Here is a 17,992-nt window from a genome sequence, read left to right on the forward strand (position 1 = left end):
GCAAGGTCCGGCTCACGGTCGAAACCTACTTCAGCTGCCCCGACTCCTACTTCAAGCCTTCGGCCACCGATTCGCTGGTACTGGCCCACGAGCAGGTGCACTTTGATATTACGGAGCTGTTCGCCCGCCGATTTGTGCGGCAGCTGGGCGAACAGGCCGCCAACACGCGCGAGTTGCAGCAAAAACACGAAACCCTGTTCCGCCAGCTTCACTCCGAGAGCCAGCTGTTGCAGGATGCCTACGACAGTGAAACCTACAAGAACCCCGCGCTGGTAACGGGCTGGCAACAGCGTATTGCCCGCGAGCTGGCCGAGCTACAGGCGTACGCCGATAAAACCCTGACTTTCAAAGTAGCCCTCTAGCGCTTACAGTAGCTCTTTTGGATGCTACGCCTCTTGTCGCCCCTTAGCCCTAAACAATGATTTTTGTGCTGCTCCGCTGGCTGCGTCGGCGCTTCGACCTGACCCAGGACATGGGTACACCTACCGACATTGTCCAGGATGTGGAGGAGGGCCTGGTGTTCCGGGGTACCAACCTGTGGGTACTCATGTTCGCCATTCTGGTAGCCTCGGTGGGGCTCAACGTCAACTCGACGGCCGTGGTAATTGGGGCCATGCTGATTTCGCCGCTGATGGGCCCTATCGTGGGTATTGGGTTTGGGGCGGCTACTGTGCGGGTCGAAATTATTCAGCGGGGGCTTTCCAACCTGCTGCTGGCCACGGTTATCAGCCTGCTGGTATCGGCGACTTACTTCTGGCTCACGCCCCTCACCGACGCCGGCACCGAACTACTGGGCCGCACCGTGCCCACCACCTGGGATGTGCTGATTGCCCTGTTTGGGGGGGCGGCCGGAGCCGTGGCCCTCACCCGGCGCGAGAAAAGCAACGTGCTGCCCGGCGTGGCCATTGCCACTGCCCTGATGCCGCCGCTATGCACAGCAGGCTATGGTTTGGCGATGGGGCAGTGGCAATATATGTTCGGGGCCCTCTACCTATACTCCATCAACTGCGTGTTTATTGTACTGGCTACGCTACTGGTAGTGCGGATATTGCCCATTCCAAGGGCCACGTTTACCGACAGCGCGCGTGCCCGCCGCGTGCAGCTCGCGGTGTGGGGCCTGGCCCTGCTCACGGCCGTACCCAGCGTCTATCTGGCCGCCCGCATTGTGCGCCGCACGGTGTTCACCCAAAATGCCCAGCGCTTTGTAGAGGAGCAGTTCAACCAGACCAACTCCTATGTCGTTACCCGCCGGCTAAGCCCTGAAACCAGAACTATAAATGTGCTGCTGGCTGGCCAGACACTCTCACCGGAGCAGCTTCGTGGCCTGAAAGCCCGCCTGCCGGCTTACAGCCTGCCCGACGCCCGCCTGATTGTGCGCCAGGGCCTGGGCCGCCTCGACTCGGCTGATTCTCGTTCGTTACGCCTGAGCTTGCTGGAAGACGTGCGCAGCCTGGGCGAGCAGACGCTGGCCAGTTACGACGACCGGATTGCCCGGCGGTTGCGGCGTATGGTGGCGGCTACCATCATCCCGACGGGACTGCCTGCCGATTCGCTGCTGCTGCGCGAGGTGCAGATTGAGCATCCGCTGGTAAGGCAGCTGGGCATCAGCGCCCTCATCCAGCCCGCCACCGACTCGCTCAAGGCCGACACGGTGGTAGTGGTAGCCCTGCGCAGCCGCCGGCCGTTGCCGCTGCCCGAAGCCCAGCGGCTGCGCCAGTGGTTGGAGCTGCGTAGCGGCGGCCTGCGCCACGTACGGCTGCTAGAGCAGCCCTAAGCCGCCCGTTAGCGGCGGCAGTACGCGTAGCGGAACGCCGCACAAAAACGTCAGGCCCCTGCCGTTGTTGCCGGAGCAGCAACGACAGAGGCCTGACGTTATATAAGAAGACTGGGGAAACGAACAAAACGGGTGCTGTAGCTCCTGCTATAAAGCGTAGGAAGCGAGTTACCCGCTACGCGCTAATCAGGCATCCGTTTTATGCCCCCGGTACACCGATTCGCTGCTCGGCTTCCAGCTATTATCGTCATGAGCATCATCGGAGGCGGCAGAAGCACTGTTACGCTTGTTGCTCGTGGAGCGCAGTGCCAACCAGCTTAAACCGCTAACCAACAGGGCACCACCCACTACTTTCTGGGTCGGGCTGAGCCGATTTACCTGCTCTACGGCCTTCGAGCCCAGGTCTTTCACTTGCTTGGAAAGCTGATTCACATCAACATTCTGCAACCACTGCTGCTGGTTGAACCAGTCTTTGGCTTTGGCTTCCAGCCCATCTGTCTGGCCGCTGGCCTGCTGGCTGGAGGTGCCGGTCGGCTGGCTGTTGGCCGAGTCGTGCTGGCTGCGGGCGTTACCGCTGGCTGATTGGCTGCTGGACGAAGAAGAGCTGCCGGCCTCGGGGTGGGCGGGCGTGAAGGCAACGTGCTTGCCGGCTGCATCGCCGGGCTGATTGGTTTTTGAAGTACTCATAGCAAAAGGAGATTAAAATGGATGTATTGCCAGCGGGCGAACCCGGGCCTATTGTATAGTATTCGTGAAACGGCCTCCTAGAGTTGCCATTTGGCAGAGGTGTTTTGGCCGGCACCGGCAACGTGGCACCAAACATCCGGCCGGAGTATCCGTTGGGACAGTATTATTTCCACTGCCTCCGCTGCGTATGCCCTTCACCCCTATTACCGCCCCGAGCCGCCGTTTTCAGGACAAAGTATGCTTCGTTACCGGTGCCACCTCCGGCATCGGGCGGGCCACGGCCGTGCGCCTGGGCCGCGAAGGAGGCCGTGTGGTCATCATTGGCCGCAATAAAGAGGAAGGACAGGAATCGGTGGCGCTGGTAGAGCAAGCTGGTGGGCAGGCGCTGTTCATCCGCTGCGACGTGGGCAAAGATGCCGACCTGAAGCGGGCTGTGGAGCGAACCATCAAAGAGTGGGGCCGCATCGATGTACTCATCAACAACGCCGCCATGATGACCTTCGACCCCATCGCCAAGCTCGACCCCAAAGATTGGGACCAGTTGATGAATGTCAATCTGCGCGCCTTGTTCCGGCTCACGCAGCTTTGCCTGCCCCATATGCAGGGCGGGGCCATCGTGGCCATCAGCTCAGTCCACTCTTTCCAGACTACGCCCAACGTGGTGCCGTATGCCGCCAGCAAGGGAGCCATGGATGCCTTTGTGCGGGGCCTGAGCCAGGAAATTCCGCATACCCACGTCCGGGTTAATTCGGTGGCACCCGGGGCCGTGGATACGCCCATGCTCTGGAGCAACCCCAACGTGAAAAGCGGCAAAGAGAAAATCACCGGCCAGGTGGGCACACCCGAAGAAATAGCCGCCGCCGTCTGCTTCCTGGCCTCCTCCGAAGCCAGTTTCATCAACGGCACCACGCTGGCTGTCGATGGCGGCCGACTGGCAGCACTCTAGCCAGTGAGCAAATTGGTGAATGATTGAATGAACAAGGGCGTCATTCAGAGCAAAGCGAGGAATCTCGCGTGCCTACGTTGCAGTAATGCTCCAACGATTAGCACGCGAGATTCTTCGCTTTGCTCTGAATGACGCCCTTTTGCACTGATCCGGCAGCTGCCTATTTCACCTTTGGTGTAGCGTGGCGCTCGGCGGCAGAGGGCAGCGGCTGGCCCTGGGCGTAGTGGTGGGCATCGCGCTCGGCGGCAGTGCGGGCGTCTATCTCGAACGGGATGTGGTAGTAGCCGTGACGGGCCCAGCCCCACAGGTAGCGCACCAGAAACCCCAGCCGCCCATGCTGCTCAAACTGCCGGATGTGCTCCATCTCGTGCGCCACCCAGAACGGGTCGCGCAGAAACTCCTCGCGCGTAACGCCACTCAGGTGAATGCTACGGCCCAGTACCATAGCCACATTGGGCACCGCCAGTTTCAGGCGGGCCAACCGGGCGAAGGGCGAGTTTTCTACGATGCGCGCTACCTGCATAAGGCAGTATGGAGAAGAAAGGAAAGGGCGAGATGTACGCAATATCACCCACCCGAGTTGGGCCGGTTGCAAGACTATTTGCAAAATAAATTGACCTATAACAGGAAAATTTGTTTTTAACTGTTTTTTTTCTTGGTCGTTCGGTCTGTTTGGACCTAGCTTTACTCCACGCCTCTGTCCGGCCAGTCCGGAAAAGCAGTGGGCTAGTGTCTTATTTTTCGCTTTTGCCATCCGGATTTCCGGTTGCCTATCGAGTAACGAACATCTTTTGGAGCAGTACGGGCCTTTCCGCCAATACTGCCAGCACCTTCCCGACGGACAATGAAAAACAGCATCCTCTATTGCCTCGCCGCGGCCGCCATGGTCCTCTCCTTTTTATTCGAGCAAGCCCCCGCCGCGTCTGGCAACCTAGTGGTTGCTTCTTCCCAACAAGCCTCCCTACTAGGCGGTTTGCTGCCCGCCGATGAAGGCGACAACGCCCGCACCCTGTCGAACGCCGACTCGGCGGCCTACGATAAGGTAGCCGAGCGGTTGGGTATCGAGACTGATTACAACGAAAACAAGTCGCTGCTGGCGACCGTAGCCTCTTGGCTGGGCACGCCTTACCGCTATGGCAGCAGCAGCAAAAGTGGCACCGACTGCTCCGGCTTTGTTACCCGTGTATTTAAGGAGGTGTACGGCCTCACGCTGCAGCGCAGCTCGCGCTCCATGTTCGGCACCGTTAAGCGCGTTGATAAGGACGAGATGCAGACCGGCGACCTGGTATTCTTTCGCCGGGGTCCGGGCCAGCCCATCTACCACGTAGGCATTTACCTCAAGGACAACAAGTTTGCCCACGCTGCTACCAATGGCGGCGTAATGGTTAGCTCGCTGCAGCAGGCTTACTATAGCCGCAACTTCTACGCCGCCGGCCGCGTCGACCGCTAGGCATCCCCCGATTCCATATCCTGCTTACCGCCGCGCCCCGTCCTTCCCGACGGGGCGCGGCTGTTACCGGTAACCGGTGCTGCAATTGACCGGGGCAGCATGTGCAGGAAGTGGCTAAAACCATTTTGGCCTGATAGAGTATAGCACAACACCGGCACTTGGGCCGGTACCCTCCCTTTCTATTTTATTGCGCTTCCATGGATAAGCAAGACCCTCAAGGACAGGACGTAGCTTCTTCGCCTCTGTTCAAGAAATTCCTCGGCAAGGCTGAGGAATACGTTAAAAAGCCTACGCGAATGAAGCAGTTGCTGACTGACGCGTACGATAAAGCCAGCAGCAAGAAGGACATGGGCTCTATTGCCCACGAGGCCTGGGAAACCATGCAGACCATGTTCCGGCTTATCAAACTATCGGCGTCGGGCGAATATACCGGCCTGCCTACTACCACTGTAGTGGCCGCAGTAGCCGTTACCATCTACTTTCTGAGCCCTATAGACCTGATTCCGGACTTCATCCCGGTGCTGGGCCTGCTCGACGATGTGGCACTGGTTGCCTGGTTCAGCACGACTATCCAGGACGAGCTGACCCGGTTTGCCGAGTGGGAGAACACCCGCCCCACCTTGGTAAAGGATACTGACGACCAGCCCTGGACCAGCTCCGATTCGAAAACCGAAACCGCGGTTTCGACCATGGGGCAGATGGGCAATATGGGTTCAGAGGCCAACAAGCCCACTACTACCCAGACCACCGGCACCCCTGCTGCCACTCAGCCCGACGTAGCTGCCAATACTACCGACAGCAGCCGCGAGCCCAACTTCTCGACCCACGACCGTCCGGCCGGTGGGGATACGGGCGGTAACGTACGTTAGCTGTTAGCTGTTAGCTGTTAGCTGTTAGCTGAAAAAACGCAGAAGGCCCCGCACTCGATTGAGTGCGGGGCCTTTCTTTTGATCGGCGCGGCAGGAATTTCCAAACAGCTAACAGCTAACAGCTAACAGCTAACAGCTAACAGCTAACAAACTACGCGGCCTGGGCCTCCGTAGGCGTGTGGCTGACAACGTAGTTCACGAAGTCGCCAACGGTTGTCAGCGGCACTTCGTCGGGGATAACGATATGAAAGTTGCGCTCCAACTCCAGAATGATATCAACCACATCAACGGTGTCGAAGCCCAGCTCGCGGCTCAGGTTGCACCCAATGCGCAGGCGGCGCGCCTTAATAGCCTTGCGCTTGCTGATGATGCGCAGCACCTGCTGCTGAATAGTTTTGGGAGCGGTAGTGGTGGAGGCGTACATGAAACGAGCCAACAGAAATAAAGAAAACGGAACGGAACCAGAGGCAGAGGCAGAGCCTCCCGCGCCCGTTCGGGCGAAGGAGTCCGGAAGCGGTAGCAATGGTTGCAAGAGCACGAGAAAAAAAAGCTCTGGAAAGACCTGAATCCATCCGGAGCTTTCCCTGCCTTAGTACTTAGCTAAAATGGGCGGCGTGGCCGCGTCAATTTCCTCCTGATCGGCCATCACCTCGGGCTCACCCTTGATGCGGATTTTCAGGCTTTCGGTAATCAGGTACATCACCGGCACTACCACCAGCGTGATGAGCGTGGCGAATACCAGACCGAAGATGATGGTCCAGGCCAGCGGACCCCAGAACGTAACCGACTCGCCACCGATGAAGACGTTGGGGCTGCCCGAGTTGAAGAGCTCGTAGAAGTCGACGTTCAGGCCGATAGCCAGCGGAATCAGGCCCAGCGTGGCGGCCGTGGCCGTGAGGATTACCGGGTTGAGGCGGGTACGGCCGGCCAGCACGATGGCTTCGCGCAAGGGCATGCCCTGGCTGCGCAGCATGTCGGTGAACTCAACGAGCAGGATACCGTTTTTCACCACGATACCGGCCAGGGCAATGATACCCACGCCCGTCATCACGATGCTAATATTCATGCCCGTAATGGCCAGGCCCAGCAGCACCCCAATAACCGAGAAGATGATTTCGGCCAGGATGATAATCGGCTTGCTAACGGAGTTGAACTGCATCACTAGAATAAGGAAGATGAGGCCGATGGCACCCACGGCGGCAATGCCGAGGAAGTCGGAAGTTTCCTTCTGGTCTTCCTGGGCGCCGCCCATTTTCACGGTGTAACCGGGCGGTACCGGGAACGAGCGGAGCGAGGTTTCGATCTGGCGCACCACGTCGGGGCCGGTGAAACCACCGAGCACATTCGAGGAAATCGTAATCACCCGCTTCACGTCTTTGCGCTTGATGCCGCCGTAGGTCGTGCCATAGCGCACATCGGCTACCGAGGCGATGGGTACCTGGCGCACCAGGCCCGTGGCGTCGCGGAAGGTGAGCGGCGAGTTCAGGATGGCGTCGATGTCGGAGCGGTAAGGCTCGGCGTAACGCACCTGAATCGGGTACTCGTCGTCGGAGGTTTTAAATTTGCTGGCCTCGGTACCGTAGATGGCCGTGCGCACCTCCATCCCGATCTGGGCCGTGCTGATGCCCTCCCGGTTGGCGCGGGTCCGGTTGATGTCGACGGCAATTTCGGGGTTGCGGTCTTCCAGGTTCGAGCGCAGCTGCTCGATACCGCCAATGTTGAGCGAGTCGATATAGCTGGTTACGTTCTTGCTGAGCGCGATGAGCGTCGGATAGTCATCACCCGATACCTCGATGGCAATGGGCTTGCCGGTGGGCGGGCCGCTGCTTTCCTGGTCCACCGAAATTTCGGTGCCCGGAATGCCTTTTACCACCTCCCGGATTTTGTCCATGTAGCCAGCCGTTGCCGGTCCAGTCCGGTCGCTCATCTCCTTGAAAGCCACGGCCACTTTGGCCAGGTTCGACTGCGAAGTACCGGCGGCCGAAGCTTCGCCGGGGTCGGCGGCACCAATGGCCACGTTGGTAATCACCGATTCCACATCAGGATTATCCTTGCCGATAACGCCGTAGATGCGCTTTTCGAGGATACGGGCCACTGAGTCGGTTACGGCCACGCGAGTACCCACCGGCATTTTCAGGTAGGTATAAATGAACTTAGGGTCGCCTTTGGGGAAGAAGTCCACTTTAGGGCTGCGGGCACCGATAGCGACAATCGACACCACAAACAACACCACCATACTGAACATAATGGCTTTCGGCCACGAGATGGCCCAGTCCACGAGGCGGCCGTAGGCATCCTGGAAGCGCGGCAACACCTTGGTCTGGAAACCGGCAATCAGGTGGACGAACACGAAGCGGTTCAGAATTACGAGCACCGCCAGCGTCAGCATCAGGCTGCCCAGGAAGGTCGAGCCGAACAGGAAGCCGCCGATGGCAATGGCCACCATAATGCCAATGGCAATGGACAGCGGCCGGTCCCACTTTGGCTTCTCGCCGGTGTGGTGGTCTTCGCGCTCCATGAAGCTCACGGCAAACACCGGGTTCATAATGAAGGCCACGATGAGCGACGACATAAGCGTCAGAATAAGGGTAACGGGCAGGTAGAACATGAACGAGCCCACAATGCCGGGCCAGAACATGAGCGGCACGAACGGCGCTACGGTGGTGAGCGTACCGGCCAGTACCGGAATAAATACCTCACCGGCAGCGTACTTGGCGGCTTGGGCCGTGGTCAGTTCGGGGTGCTCGTGCAGCAGCCGGTGGGTGTTCTCTATCACCACAATGGCGTCGTCCACCACGATTCCCAGCGCCAGTAGGAAGGCGAAGAGCACAATCATGTTGAGCGAGAAATCGAGCGTGGGCAGCAGCACGAAAGCCAAAAACATGCTCAGCGGCACCGAAAGACCCACGAACAGGGCGTTGGTGGTGCCCATGAAGAACATCAGAATCAGCGTTACCAGGATAAAGCCGATGATGATGGTATTGATCAGGTCGTGGAGCGTTACACGGGTGTCGTTGGAGGTGTCGCCGGTAACGGTGATGGTCAGCTCCTGGGGCAGCGTCAGCTCCGCCTCAGCAATGATTTCTTTGATTTTGTCGGAGGCGTCAATCAGGTTTTCGCCCTGGCGCTTCACTACGTTCAGCGTTACGGCCGGCTTGCCATCGAGGCGGGCAAACGACTCCCGGTCCTTGAAGCCGTCGGTAACGGTGGCAATGTCGCCGAGGCGCACGGCCGAGCCGTTGAGGTTTTTGAGCTGGATGTTGGCAATGTTTTCGGCCCGCACATACTGGCCGGCCACGCGCACGGCGCGTTTCTGGTTGCCCACGTCCACGGTACCACCCGAAATGGTCACGTTCTCGCGGGCAATAGCAGCGCTGATATCCGAGAAGCTCAGGCGCGAAGCCCGCAACCGGTTCAGGTCCACGTCCACGTTCACTTGCTGGTCGAGGGCACCGATGATATCCACGCGGGTGATTTCGGGTAGGGCCTCAATCTTGTCCTGGAAGTCGTCGGCGTACTTTTTCAGCTGGCTGACGGGCATGTTGCCGGCCAGGTTGATGTTCATAATGGGCTGCTCCGACAGGTTTACTTCCTGCACGGTGGGCGGCGAGGGCAGGTCGTTGGGCAGTTCGGAGCTGGCCTTGTCCACGGCGTCCTTGATAAGCTGCTTGGCGTACTGCACGTCGACGCCGGAGCTAAACTCCACGTCCACGATGGCATAGTCCTGGTTCGAGGTCGAAGAAATCTTCTTCACCCCGTTCACGCTCTTAATCTCCTTTTCGAGCTGGCGCGTCACCAGGTTCTCGATGTCGGTGGGCGAAGTACCGGGGTAAATCGTGGCCACGATAATGCGCGGAATCACGATGTCGGGGAATTTCTCCTTGCCGAGCTTGATGTAGGCGAAAATACCCATCAGGCACAAAATCAGCGTGATGATATAAATCGTCGTCTTGTTATCGATGGACCAACTGGTGGGTCCGAATTCTTTTCCGGTGTCCTGCATGGCTGTTTTGAGCTATTAGCTGATAGCTGTTAGCTATTAGCTTGTCTTGGGATACCAGCCGACCGGTGTGGCCGGCTGATGGAGCTTAGGATGTTGGTCTTTCGTTCGTTGTGAGCCGGCTGATAAAGCCATGCAGCATTTTGATCTCCTCCTCCAACAAACCGGCTAACAAGCAGTCAGCAGGAAGAGTCAATAGTTGCGTTTGAACGGCAACGATGAGTTGCGTATCCAGTTCGAAGCAGGAGCCCAACGCTATTTCTAAAAAGTGCCTGTACTCTTTTTCGCTGGTCCGGCTACTGCCTTCGGCAATGTTGGAAGGAATAGAAACCGCCGCCCGAGTCATCTTACTTCGCAGCCCGTAAGTTTCCTCCCGGGGTAGCTGGCGAACCAACTCATAGGTTGCGGCTACTATTTCTAGCCCCCGCTGCCACACCTTCAGCTCTTTGTAGTTCTTCATAAGAAACTGCAAGATGAAATCAGCAGAAAACGGAACGGGTAACTTGAACGAAAGCCAACAGCTAACGGCTCTCAGCTATAAGCTAATACTCTGTCCTTCGTTCAGGCTCTGGTAGCCGGCCGAAATCACCTGGTCGCCGGTTTGCAGGCCCTCGGTTACTTCAACTTTGCCGTTGTAGGTGTTGCCTACTTTGATGATGCGCTTGGCGGCTACTTTCTTGCCGCCTTTGTCGTCCACTACCAGTACGTAGCTGTTCTGCTCGTCGCGCTGCACCAGGTCAACGGGCAGTACGGTGGCGTTCTGGCGGTTGTAGTTGAGAATGCGCACGTTGGTTACCATGTTGGGGCGCAGGCGGCCCGCTTTGCCGGGGTCGGCCAGGCGCAGCTCGATGGTGAAGGTTCGGCTGGTAGGATTGATGGTGCTCGTCACGACGCGCACGGTGGCAGCCAGGTCGCTTTCGCCGAGGTCGGGAATGGTAACCAGCGCCTTGTCGCCTACCTTGATGCTGTTGGCGTAGGCTTCCGATACATCGACCACGATTTTGCCGCTGCCGCTGTTACTGAGCAGCTTCACCACGGGCGCGCCGGGGGCTACGGTTTCGCCCAGCTTGGGCAGCACGTCATCTACGGTGCCGCTGAAGGGCGCTACTACCCGGTACAGCTCGCGCTGCCGGTTAAGGGTGGACAGGTTGCTCTGGAGCGCCCGGTAGTTGTTGCGGGCCTGCAGAAACTGGATTTCGGTACCGATCTGCTGGTCCCAGAGGCGCTTCTGCTTCTCGTAAATCACCTTAGCCAGGTCCATACGCACCTTTAGCTCGGCCACGCTGGCATCGAGCACCGAGCCATCTACGGTGGCCAGCGTCTGGCCCTTGCGCACCTGGTCGCCGCGCTTCACATTAAGCGTGGTAAGCGTGCCGGCCGCGCGGGCCGATACGGTGGCGTTCTGGTCGAAATCGACCCGGCCCTGCACTTCGAGGTAGCTCTTAAAGTCCTCATTGGCCACCTTAATAACCGACACGGGCGTAGCCTGCAGGGCCACTTCGGCTTCCGAAGGGCCGGCTTTGGCTTCCAGTTCCGATATTTTGGCCTGGTTGGTAGCCTGCTCCTGCTTGAGCTTGGCAAGTTCCGCCGCCGGATCTTTGGCGCCGCAGGAAGCGAGGAATAGTAAGCTGATAGCCGTTAGCTGATAGCTGTTAGCTTTCAGGAAAGAGAGAGGACGCATATAACAGAGGAATGGAGTCGTTGGGGAAAAGCTAACAGCTACTGGCTCTTAGCTAACAGCTTGAATTAATTAGACGCTTTGCGGAACAGCTCGCCGGTAGCCTTGTCGCGGTCGACTTTGGCAACCAGCACGTCGTAGAGGGCGGCGTAGTAGTTGGTCTGGGCCTCACGCAGGCCGGTTTCGGCCGAAATCACCTCCAGGTTGGCACCTACGCCCTCCTGAAACTTGATGCGCGATACGCGCGACACTTCCTCGGCCAGGCTTAGGTTGGCGCGCTGGTTATCGAGCACGTCGAGGGCGTTGATGAGGCTGGTACGGCTTTGGGCATCCTGCAAATCAATGCTCTGGCGCAGGGTTTCGAAGCCCCGCTCAATGGTTTGCTGCTGAATGCGCGACTGTTGCACCAGGTACTTGCGCCGGAAGCCGTCGAACACCGGAATCTGCAGGCTCAGGCCCACATTGCCGAAGCCAAACCAGTTTTGGTTCGAGAAGCCGTTGCCAGTGCGCGAGTCGGGTCCACGGAAGGCAAACAGGTCGCCGGCGGTGAGGCCCGAGCCCGAGAAGCCGTAGGCCGCCGTGGCCAGCAAACGTGGGTAGGCACCGGCCCGGCGGTTGGCTAAGTCGAGGCCGGCCAGCGCCTGCTGGGTTTCGAGGGTGCTGAACTCGATGCGGTTGTTGTAGTTGATGGCGCCGGCCAGCTGCCCGGTACGCGCGCCGCTCAGGGCCGTCTGCTGGTCCTGGGCACGCTGGTCGGCACTGTTGGGCGAATCCAGGGCAGGCGCTGTAGGCACGCTGCCGAGGCCGCTCACGCCGCCGCCGGTGTTAAAATTGGCGGCGCCCAAGGTGCGGCGCAGCGAGCCGGCATCGACCAGCGCCGTGCTCAGCGAGTCGCTCAGCGCTACGGTCTGGGTCTGGGGCAGGCCCATCTGAAACTTGAGCAGCGCCACGCTCAGGTCGGTGAGGCGGCTGGCTTTCTGCTGCTCTACTACCAGGTTGTTGCGCTGCACCTGCAGGCGCTGCACATCCAGCTTTTCGGCGAAGCCCGCCTTAAACGTTTCGTTGGTCTGGTAAAGCAGCGTGTCGAGGCGCTGCACATTGCGCGAGAGCAACTGCAGCCGTTCGCGGGCTACCAAAGTGCTGTAATAGGCCTTGCTCACCTGCTCCACCACGTCGATTTCGGCCTGCTGGGTTTGCTTCTGGGCCAGTTCCTCGTACACTTTGGCCGCTTTCAGGCCAATGAGGTAGGCACCATCGAACAGCAGCTGCGACACCGAGGCGCTGGTGTTGCCGGCCCACTGCAGCCCGAACGCAAACGCCTGGGGCGGCATGGGCTCAGAGGGCAGCGTTACCGTACCCAGGTTCACCGTCTGCCCATTCTGGGCCGCCGCAATATCTCCCGGGGTCAGGGTAGTGGCCGATGCGCCACCGCCCAGCGCCCCAAAATTCACCAGGCTCTTCTGCAGCTTGAAGTTGTCGGCCACATTGGCCGCCACGTTCACCTGGGGCAGACCCGCCGACCGGATTTCGCCCACTTTGGCCTTGGCCGTCTGCTCGCCCAGGCGGGTGGCCAGCAGCGTCGACTTGTTTTGCACGGCGTAATCGATGGCCTGCTTCAAACTCAGCGGCAGCGTGCCCGAAGTGGCATCGAGCGTAGTGCCCAGCGCAGGTTGGGCCGTTTGGGCCAGCGCGGCCCCGGCCGGGGCCAGCAAGCCCGGCCCGGCGGCCAGCAGCAAAAGGCGAAGGTTCTTTTTCATATAAAAGGTAAGCGGGAGTTGCTGTATTAGTGCTTGGTTGGCAGTGCGTAGCGCTTAGATGCGCTCAGACGCTTGCCGAAAATCCTATGCGGTAAAACGCTATTCTTCTTCCGTTACGTGGCGGTACACATTGACGAGCTTGTGCCCCTTGAGCGTGACCATGCCCAGCAGAAAGTGCTCGTTGCAGGCCATTTGCACGCGCGGCTGCTCAAAGTGGGCTTGCGGAAAGATGTCGGGGTCGAAAAGCACGTCAATCTGGGCCAGACGCAGGCGCGAGAGTACCTCCACGTCCAGGTCGGGGCGGTAGAGGCCCTCAGCCACCCCCCGGCGCAGGTTGGCCTGAATCTGGGTGAGGATGTACTCGTTTTTATGATTGTGGAAGAGCTGCCAGGCGGCCGGATAGTACTTGCGCAGGTCGTGGATGGTGTTGGGGTTCACTTCCGAAAAATGTCTCTTGGCCCACTCCATTATCCGCACCATCTCGTCCACGGCGTTTTCGGCTTCGCTGGCAATGTGGGTGCACTCGCCCTGCACGCAGTCCAGGTGCCCGCCAATCACGCCCGAAACCAGGTCATCCTTGTTGTCGAACCACTTGTAGAGCGTTTTTTTGGAGATACCCAGGTCAGAGGCAATGTCGTCCATCGACACGCTTTTTATCCCGTTCCGGGTAAAAAGCAGCAGGGCTGATTGCAGAATTCGGTCTTTGATTTCCATAATATGCTGCAAAGGTACGCAGGAAACTTTAAATGAGTTACGAGTTTCCATAAATAATTCCGCATATACTTTCCCCTGGCCGCAACCTGCACTTTCCGCCTGCTGATGAAGCAGCCGTTTTCCGCTGCCCCCACAACCTGATCCGGCTGCTAACGAGCTACCTATTCAGCTGCTTGGTTTGGCCCGCTGGCCGCTTTGGGCCGAAGCCGTAACTTGCCCGTTCTTCAACGCTTCTCCCCCATGAAAATCCGCACTGGCTTCGGCTACGACGTTCATCAGCTCCAGGAAGGGCTGCCCTTCTGGCTCGGCGGCATTCTGGTGCCCCACACCCACGGCGGCCTCGGCCACTCCGATGCCGACGTGCTCATCCACGTTATCTGCGACGCGCTGCTGGGCGCGGCCAACCTGCGCGACATCGGCTTCCACTTCCCCGACACCGACCCGCAGTACAAAGGCGTAGACTCGAAGCGTCTGTTGGCTGAAGTTGCGCGTCTGTTGCGCGAGAAAGGCTATAGCATCGGCAACATCGACTCCACTATCTGCCTGGAAGCGCCCAAAGTCAACCCCCACATTCCCGAAATGCAGCGTGTGCTGGCCGAGGTACTAGGTATTGAAGCCGACGATGTCAGCATCAAAGCCACGACCACCGAAAAGCTCGGCTTCGTGGGCCGCCGCGAAGGCGTGGCCGCCTATGCGTCGGTGCTGATTGTGAAAAACGGCTAAGGCACCGCTTCCCAACCCATCCAAGCGTCCAACTCCCTCCAAAAACCCATGCTCAAACCATCCTATTTCGCCTATCTGCTGGCGGCAGGCTTCACGGCCGCTTCCTGCGCTACGCAGCAGCCGCTCGGCTCGGCCAGCTCGGCCGCTACGGCCACCGCCGCTACTGCTGCGGCTACTCCCAGCGCAGCGGCAGCCCCCGCCGACCTAGCCCGCACCTACGCCGAAACCATCACCCAGGCCGACCTGCGCCAGCACCTCACTATCCTGGCTTCGGATGCGTACGAGGGCCGCGAAACCGGCGAGAAAGGCCAGAAAATGGCGGCCGACTACCTCGCCAAGCAGTTCGCCTACCTCGGCCTGCAGGGTCCGGTAAAAGACTCCGACAACCCCTACGTTCAGCACTTCACCATGGTGCGCGGCAGCTGGGCCGATGGTGCCACGCTTAAAATTGGAGCCGATACCTACAAGTGGCTCACCGATTTCTATGCCCTTGGGGGCCAGGGTTTCGCTACTCCTACCGCCGTCCAGCCCGTATTTGCGGGTTACGGCATCGAGCAGGACGGCTACTCCGACTACGCCAGCCTGGGCGATGTGAAGGGCAAGGACCTGTTGGTTATGCTGGGCGAACCCCAGACCACTAAAGGCACCGCGCTGCTGGGCAAAGATGGCCAGAACAGCAAATGGGGCCAGGATTATCGGGCCAAGCTGGCCATGGCCGCCCAAAAGGGTGCCCGCTCGGTGTTCTTCGTTGATTTCGACCCCAACAGCAACTTCAGCAAGCTGGCCGCCCGCATGGCGCCCTACATCAGCCGGCCCAGTATTGCCTTCAAAGATGCCAAGCCCGGCACCACCCGGCCCACGGCCTACTTCGTATCGCCGGCTGCTGGCTACAAGCTGCTGGGCACTAATGCCCAAACGGTACCCAAGTATGCCGCCGCCGTAACGCAGGCCGGCAAGCCGGTCGTGAGCCCTTTCCGGCCCGCTAAGGCCACGGTACTGGCCGCGCGCAAAAACGAGGATTTCGTGACGGAAAACGTGATGGGCTACCTCGAAGGCACCGACCGCAAGGACGAACTGGTGATTCTGTCGGCCCATTACGACCACATCGGCATCATCAACGGCGAGGTGCACAACGGCGCCGACGACGATGGCTCGGGCACGGTAACGGTGCTGGAAATGGCGCAGGCTTTTCAGAAAGCCAAAGCTGAAGGCCGCGGCCCCCGCCGCAGCATCCTGTTTCTGGCCGTAACGGGCGAAGAAAAGGGCCTGCTCGGCTCGGAGTACTACACCGACCACCCAATCTTCCCGCTTGAAAACACGGTAGTCGACCTGAACACCGATATGGTGGGCCGCACCGACAAGGACCATGAGGGCAAGCCGGAGTACGTATATGTTATCGGCTCCGACAAGCTCAGCTCGGAGCTGCACACCATCGTGCAGGCCCAGAACGAGAAATATACCAAAATAGACCTCGACTTCCGCTTCAACGACCCCGAAGACCCCAACCGCTTCTATTACCGCTCTGACCACTACAACTTCGCCAAGCACGGCATCCCGGTAGCCTTCTTCTTCAACGGCGTGCACGACGACTACCATGCCGCGGGCGACGAAGTGGAGAAAATCGAGTTTCCGCAGATGGAAAAGCGCGCCCGCCTCGTGTTCTACACCGCCTGGGACCTCGCCAACCGCGACAAGCGCATCGTGGTAGACTCGAACAAGAAGTAGCCTAGCTGTTAGAAAAGAACGTCATGCTGAGCGCAGCCGAAGCATCTCTACCGCAGTGCCAAACCAACTCCTGCGTCAGGATTAGCACTGCGGTAGAGATGCTTCGGCTGCGCTCAGCATGACGTTCTTTTATAGCCGTCAGTTTATTACCCGTTTCTGAAACCCGCCGAACCGATTCCGGTCCGGCGGGTTTTTATATTTGTCTGACTCTGTTTCACCGACGCCCCATTGCTATGAAGCCGACTGCCACCCCTGCCCCCACCAAAGCTGCCCAGTTTCTGGTTGATACCGACCGCAAGGCCTTCGACCTGGAGCACCGCCGCAAAATCCGCTTCAACATTGGCAAGTACAACGCGGCCGTAACCACCGGCATGGGCTTCTACGCCGACCACGAGCTGGCCCGCAGTCGGGCTTCCTACCTGAAAACGGAGGTTATCAATCACCTCGATGAGTACCTGCTGCAGTTCGAGGAAAACTTCACCAAACGCGGCGGCAAGGTTATTTGGGCGCGCGATGCGGCGGAGGCCTTAGCCGAAGTAGGCCAAATTATGGAGCGCCGCCAGGCCCGCACCGTAGTAAAGGCCAAGAGCATGACCACCGAGGAAATCCACCTCAATGCCTACCTCGAAAAGCGCGGAATCGAGTCCGTAGAGACAGATTTGGGCGAGTTCATTGTGCAGCTCAATGGCGAGCGGCCTTACCACATCGTCACGCCGGCCATGCACCTGAGCAAGGCCGATATTGCCGATATCTTCGTCAAGCACCTCGGCATCGCCCACACCGACGACGCTCAGGAACTCGTGCTCACGGCCCGCCACCTGCTGCGCGACAAGTACACGGCCGCCGAGGTGGGCATCACGGGCGGCAACTTCCTGGTGGCCGATACAGGGGCGGTCTGCGTAACCGAAAACGAGGGCAACGCCCGCCTGTCGGCCACGTTTCCGCACACTCATATTGCCATTGTGGGCATCGAAAAGGTGATTCCGCGGCTACGCGACCTGGATTTGTTCTGGCCGCTGCTCAGCACCAGCGGCACCGGCCAGCAGCTCACGGTGTACAATACCATCTATACCGGCCCGCGCCAGCCGCTGGAAAAGGATGGCCCGGAGGAAATGTTCGTCATTCTGCTCGACAACGGCCGTACCAACCTGCTAGCTCAGCCCGAGCAGCGCGAAGCCCTCAACTGCATTCGGTGCGGTGCCTGCCTGAATGTGTGCCCGGTGTACAAGAACATTGGCGGCCATAGCTACGAGGCCACCTATTCGGGGCCCATCGGCTCAGTCATCACACCCCACCTCTCGGGCCTGGAAGAGAACAAGCACCTGAGCTTCGCCAGCAGCCTGTGTGGCGCCTGCACCTCGGTGTGCCCGGTGAAAATCCCCATTCACAACCTGCTGCTCAAAAACCGCCAGCAAAGCGTGCAACAGGGCTACACCGACCCCGAGGAGCGCCGCGCCATTGCGCTCTGGCTGCACGGCATGCAGCGCCGCTGGGTGTGGGACCTGGCCCCGGCCGCCGCCAAAAACTGGGTACTCAGCCGCCTGCTGGGTCAGGTAGGCTGGAGCAAGCGCCGCGACGCCGTGCAGGTAGCCCCCAAAACATTCCGACAGCTGTGGAAGGCGCGGAAGTGAATCTTCTTAATGATAGGATAGTTTCAGGGCATTATAAT

16 protein-coding genes are annotated in these 17,992 nt (G+C 59.4%); 8 read left to right on the plus strand and 8 right to left on the minus strand.

The window, feature by feature from the left end; translation table 11 throughout:
- Positions 1-362, plus strand: a 362-nt coding sequence (locus HW554_RS17250) for a DUF922 domain-containing protein (protein WP_218134768.1), incomplete at its 5' end; no start/stop codon positions are given.
- Between the two features lie 56 nt (positions 363-418).
- On the plus strand, positions 419-1,774 hold the full coding sequence (locus HW554_RS17255) for a DUF389 domain-containing protein (RefSeq protein ID WP_176909821.1): 1,356 nt from the start codon (positions 419-421) through the stop codon (positions 1,772-1,774).
- Between the two features lie 186 nt (positions 1,775-1,960).
- Here the strand turns inward: HW554_RS17255 and HW554_RS17260 are convergent, their stop codons facing one another.
- Positions 1,961-2,461 carry a hypothetical protein gene (locus tag HW554_RS17260; protein ID WP_176909822.1) on the minus strand — a complete coding sequence of 167 codons (501 nt, stop codon included), beginning with the start codon at positions 2,459-2,461 and terminating at the stop codon, positions 1,961-1,963.
- A gap of 187 nt (positions 2,462-2,648) precedes the next feature.
- Here HW554_RS17260 and HW554_RS17265 point away from each other — a divergent pair, with 187 nt between their 5' ends.
- Positions 2,649-3,407 (plus strand): SDR family NAD(P)-dependent oxidoreductase, encoded by a 759-nt coding sequence (locus HW554_RS17265; RefSeq protein ID WP_176909823.1) that lies wholly within the window; start codon positions 2,649-2,651, stop codon positions 3,405-3,407.
- A gap of 160 nt (positions 3,408-3,567) precedes the next feature.
- Here HW554_RS17265 and HW554_RS17270 read toward each other — a convergent pair whose 3' ends face one another.
- Entirely contained in the window at positions 3,568-3,930 is a 363-nt protein-coding gene (locus HW554_RS17270; RefSeq protein ID WP_176909824.1) for a hypothetical protein, read from the minus strand.
- A 321-nt stretch (positions 3,931-4,251) separates the two neighbouring features.
- Here HW554_RS17270 and HW554_RS17275 point away from each other — a divergent pair, with 321 nt between their 5' ends.
- Together HW554_RS17275 and HW554_RS21135 are read left to right on the plus strand one after the other, a co-directional pair.
- The gene (locus HW554_RS17275) at positions 4,252-4,857 is read left to right on the plus strand and encodes a C40 family peptidase (RefSeq protein WP_176909825.1); all 606 of its coding nucleotides are present in this window, start codon (positions 4,252-4,254) and stop codon (positions 4,855-4,857) included.
- A gap of 197 nt (positions 4,858-5,054) precedes the next feature.
- Complete coding sequence (locus HW554_RS21135) at positions 5,055-5,726, plus strand: YkvA family protein (protein ID WP_394354324.1); 672 nt, start codon at positions 5,055-5,057, stop codon at positions 5,724-5,726.
- 151 nt (positions 5,727-5,877) lie between these two features.
- Here HW554_RS21135 and HW554_RS17285 read toward each other — a convergent pair whose 3' ends face one another.
- From HW554_RS17285 to HW554_RS17310, 6 genes are all read right to left on the minus strand, one after another.
- A complete protein-coding gene (locus HW554_RS17285) occupies positions 5,878-6,150 on the minus strand; it encodes an acyl carrier protein (RefSeq protein ID WP_176909826.1) in 273 nt (90 codons plus the stop codon).
- Between the two features lie 165 nt (positions 6,151-6,315).
- Positions 6,316-9,729: an efflux RND transporter permease subunit gene (locus tag HW554_RS17290; protein ID WP_176909827.1), complete on the minus strand. Its 3,414-nt coding sequence runs from the start codon at positions 9,727-9,729 to the stop codon at positions 6,316-6,318.
- An 85-nt stretch (positions 9,730-9,814) separates the two neighbouring features.
- Positions 9,815-10,186, minus strand: a complete 372-nt coding sequence (locus HW554_RS17295; RefSeq protein ID WP_176909828.1) for a four helix bundle protein — start codon at positions 10,184-10,186, stop codon at positions 9,815-9,817.
- A gap of 75 nt (positions 10,187-10,261) precedes the next feature.
- The gene (locus HW554_RS17300; protein WP_176909829.1) at positions 10,262-11,407 is read right to left on the minus strand and encodes an efflux RND transporter periplasmic adaptor subunit; all 1,146 of its coding nucleotides are present in this window, start codon (positions 11,405-11,407) and stop codon (positions 10,262-10,264) included.
- A 65-nt stretch (positions 11,408-11,472) separates the two neighbouring features.
- Entirely contained in the window at positions 11,473-13,161 is a 1,689-nt protein-coding gene (locus tag HW554_RS17305; protein WP_176909830.1) for a TolC family protein, read from the minus strand.
- A 99-nt stretch (positions 13,162-13,260) separates the two neighbouring features.
- Positions 13,261-13,875, minus strand: a complete 615-nt coding sequence (locus HW554_RS17310) for a TetR/AcrR family transcriptional regulator (protein WP_176909831.1) — start codon at positions 13,873-13,875, stop codon at positions 13,261-13,263.
- A gap of 240 nt (positions 13,876-14,115) precedes the next feature.
- On the opposite strand from HW554_RS17310, the gene ispF reads away from it, so the two are divergent.
- From ispF to HW554_RS17325, 3 genes are all read left to right on the plus strand, one after another.
- Positions 14,116-14,598, plus strand: a complete 483-nt coding sequence (ispF, locus tag HW554_RS17315) for a 2-C-methyl-D-erythritol 2,4-cyclodiphosphate synthase (RefSeq protein ID WP_176909832.1) — start codon at positions 14,116-14,118, stop codon at positions 14,596-14,598.
- Between the two features lie 48 nt (positions 14,599-14,646).
- Entirely contained in the window at positions 14,647-16,323 is a 1,677-nt protein-coding gene (locus HW554_RS17320) for a M28 family peptidase (protein WP_176909833.1), read from the plus strand.
- Positions 16,324-16,556: 233 nt separating this feature from the next.
- On the plus strand, positions 16,557-17,954 hold the full coding sequence (locus HW554_RS17325) for a LutB/LldF family L-lactate oxidation iron-sulfur protein (RefSeq protein WP_176909834.1): 1,398 nt from the start codon (positions 16,557-16,559) through the stop codon (positions 17,952-17,954).
- Positions 17,955-17,992 lie beyond the last annotated feature (38 nt).

The sequence above is a fragment of the Hymenobacter lapidiphilus genome (genome assembly GCF_013377885.1).
GTDB lineage: Bacteria > Bacteroidota > Bacteroidia > Cytophagales > Hymenobacteraceae > Hymenobacter > Hymenobacter lapidiphilus.

Coding starts and splice junctions, on each gene's coding strand:
- HW554_RS17255 (WP_176909821.1), top strand. CDS start 419: ATGATTTTTGTGCTGCTCCGCTGGCTGCGTCGGCGCTTCGACCTGACC.
- HW554_RS17260 (WP_176909822.1), bottom strand. CDS start 2,461: ATGAGTACTTCAAAAACCAATCAGCCCGGCGATGCAGCCGGCAAGCAC.
- HW554_RS17265 (WP_176909823.1), top strand. CDS start 2,649: ATGCCCTTCACCCCTATTACCGCCCCGAGCCGCCGTTTTCAGGACAAA.
- HW554_RS17270 (WP_176909824.1), bottom strand. CDS start 3,930: ATGCAGGTAGCGCGCATCGTAGAAAACTCGCCCTTCGCCCGGTTGGCC.
- HW554_RS17275 (WP_176909825.1), top strand. CDS start 4,252: ATGAAAAACAGCATCCTCTATTGCCTCGCCGCGGCCGCCATGGTCCTC.
- HW554_RS21135 (WP_394354324.1), top strand. CDS start 5,055: ATGGATAAGCAAGACCCTCAAGGACAGGACGTAGCTTCTTCGCCTCTG.
- HW554_RS17285 (WP_176909826.1), bottom strand. CDS start 6,150: ATGTACGCCTCCACCACTACCGCTCCCAAAACTATTCAGCAGCAGGTG.
- HW554_RS17290 (WP_176909827.1), bottom strand. CDS start 9,729: ATGCAGGACACCGGAAAAGAATTCGGACCCACCAGTTGGTCCATCGAT.
- HW554_RS17295 (WP_176909828.1), bottom strand. CDS start 10,186: ATGAAGAACTACAAAGAGCTGAAGGTGTGGCAGCGGGGGCTAGAAATA.
- HW554_RS17300 (WP_176909829.1), bottom strand. CDS start 11,407: ATGCGTCCTCTCTCTTTCCTGAAAGCTAACAGCTATCAGCTAACGGCT.
- HW554_RS17305 (WP_176909830.1), bottom strand. CDS start 13,161: ATGAAAAAGAACCTTCGCCTTTTGCTGCTGGCCGCCGGGCCGGGCTTG.
- HW554_RS17310 (WP_176909831.1), bottom strand. CDS start 13,875: ATGGAAATCAAAGACCGAATTCTGCAATCAGCCCTGCTGCTTTTTACC.
- ispF (WP_176909832.1), top strand. CDS start 14,116: ATGAAAATCCGCACTGGCTTCGGCTACGACGTTCATCAGCTCCAGGAA.
- HW554_RS17320 (WP_176909833.1), top strand. CDS start 14,647: ATGCTCAAACCATCCTATTTCGCCTATCTGCTGGCGGCAGGCTTCACG.
- HW554_RS17325 (WP_176909834.1), top strand. CDS start 16,557: ATGAAGCCGACTGCCACCCCTGCCCCCACCAAAGCTGCCCAGTTTCTG.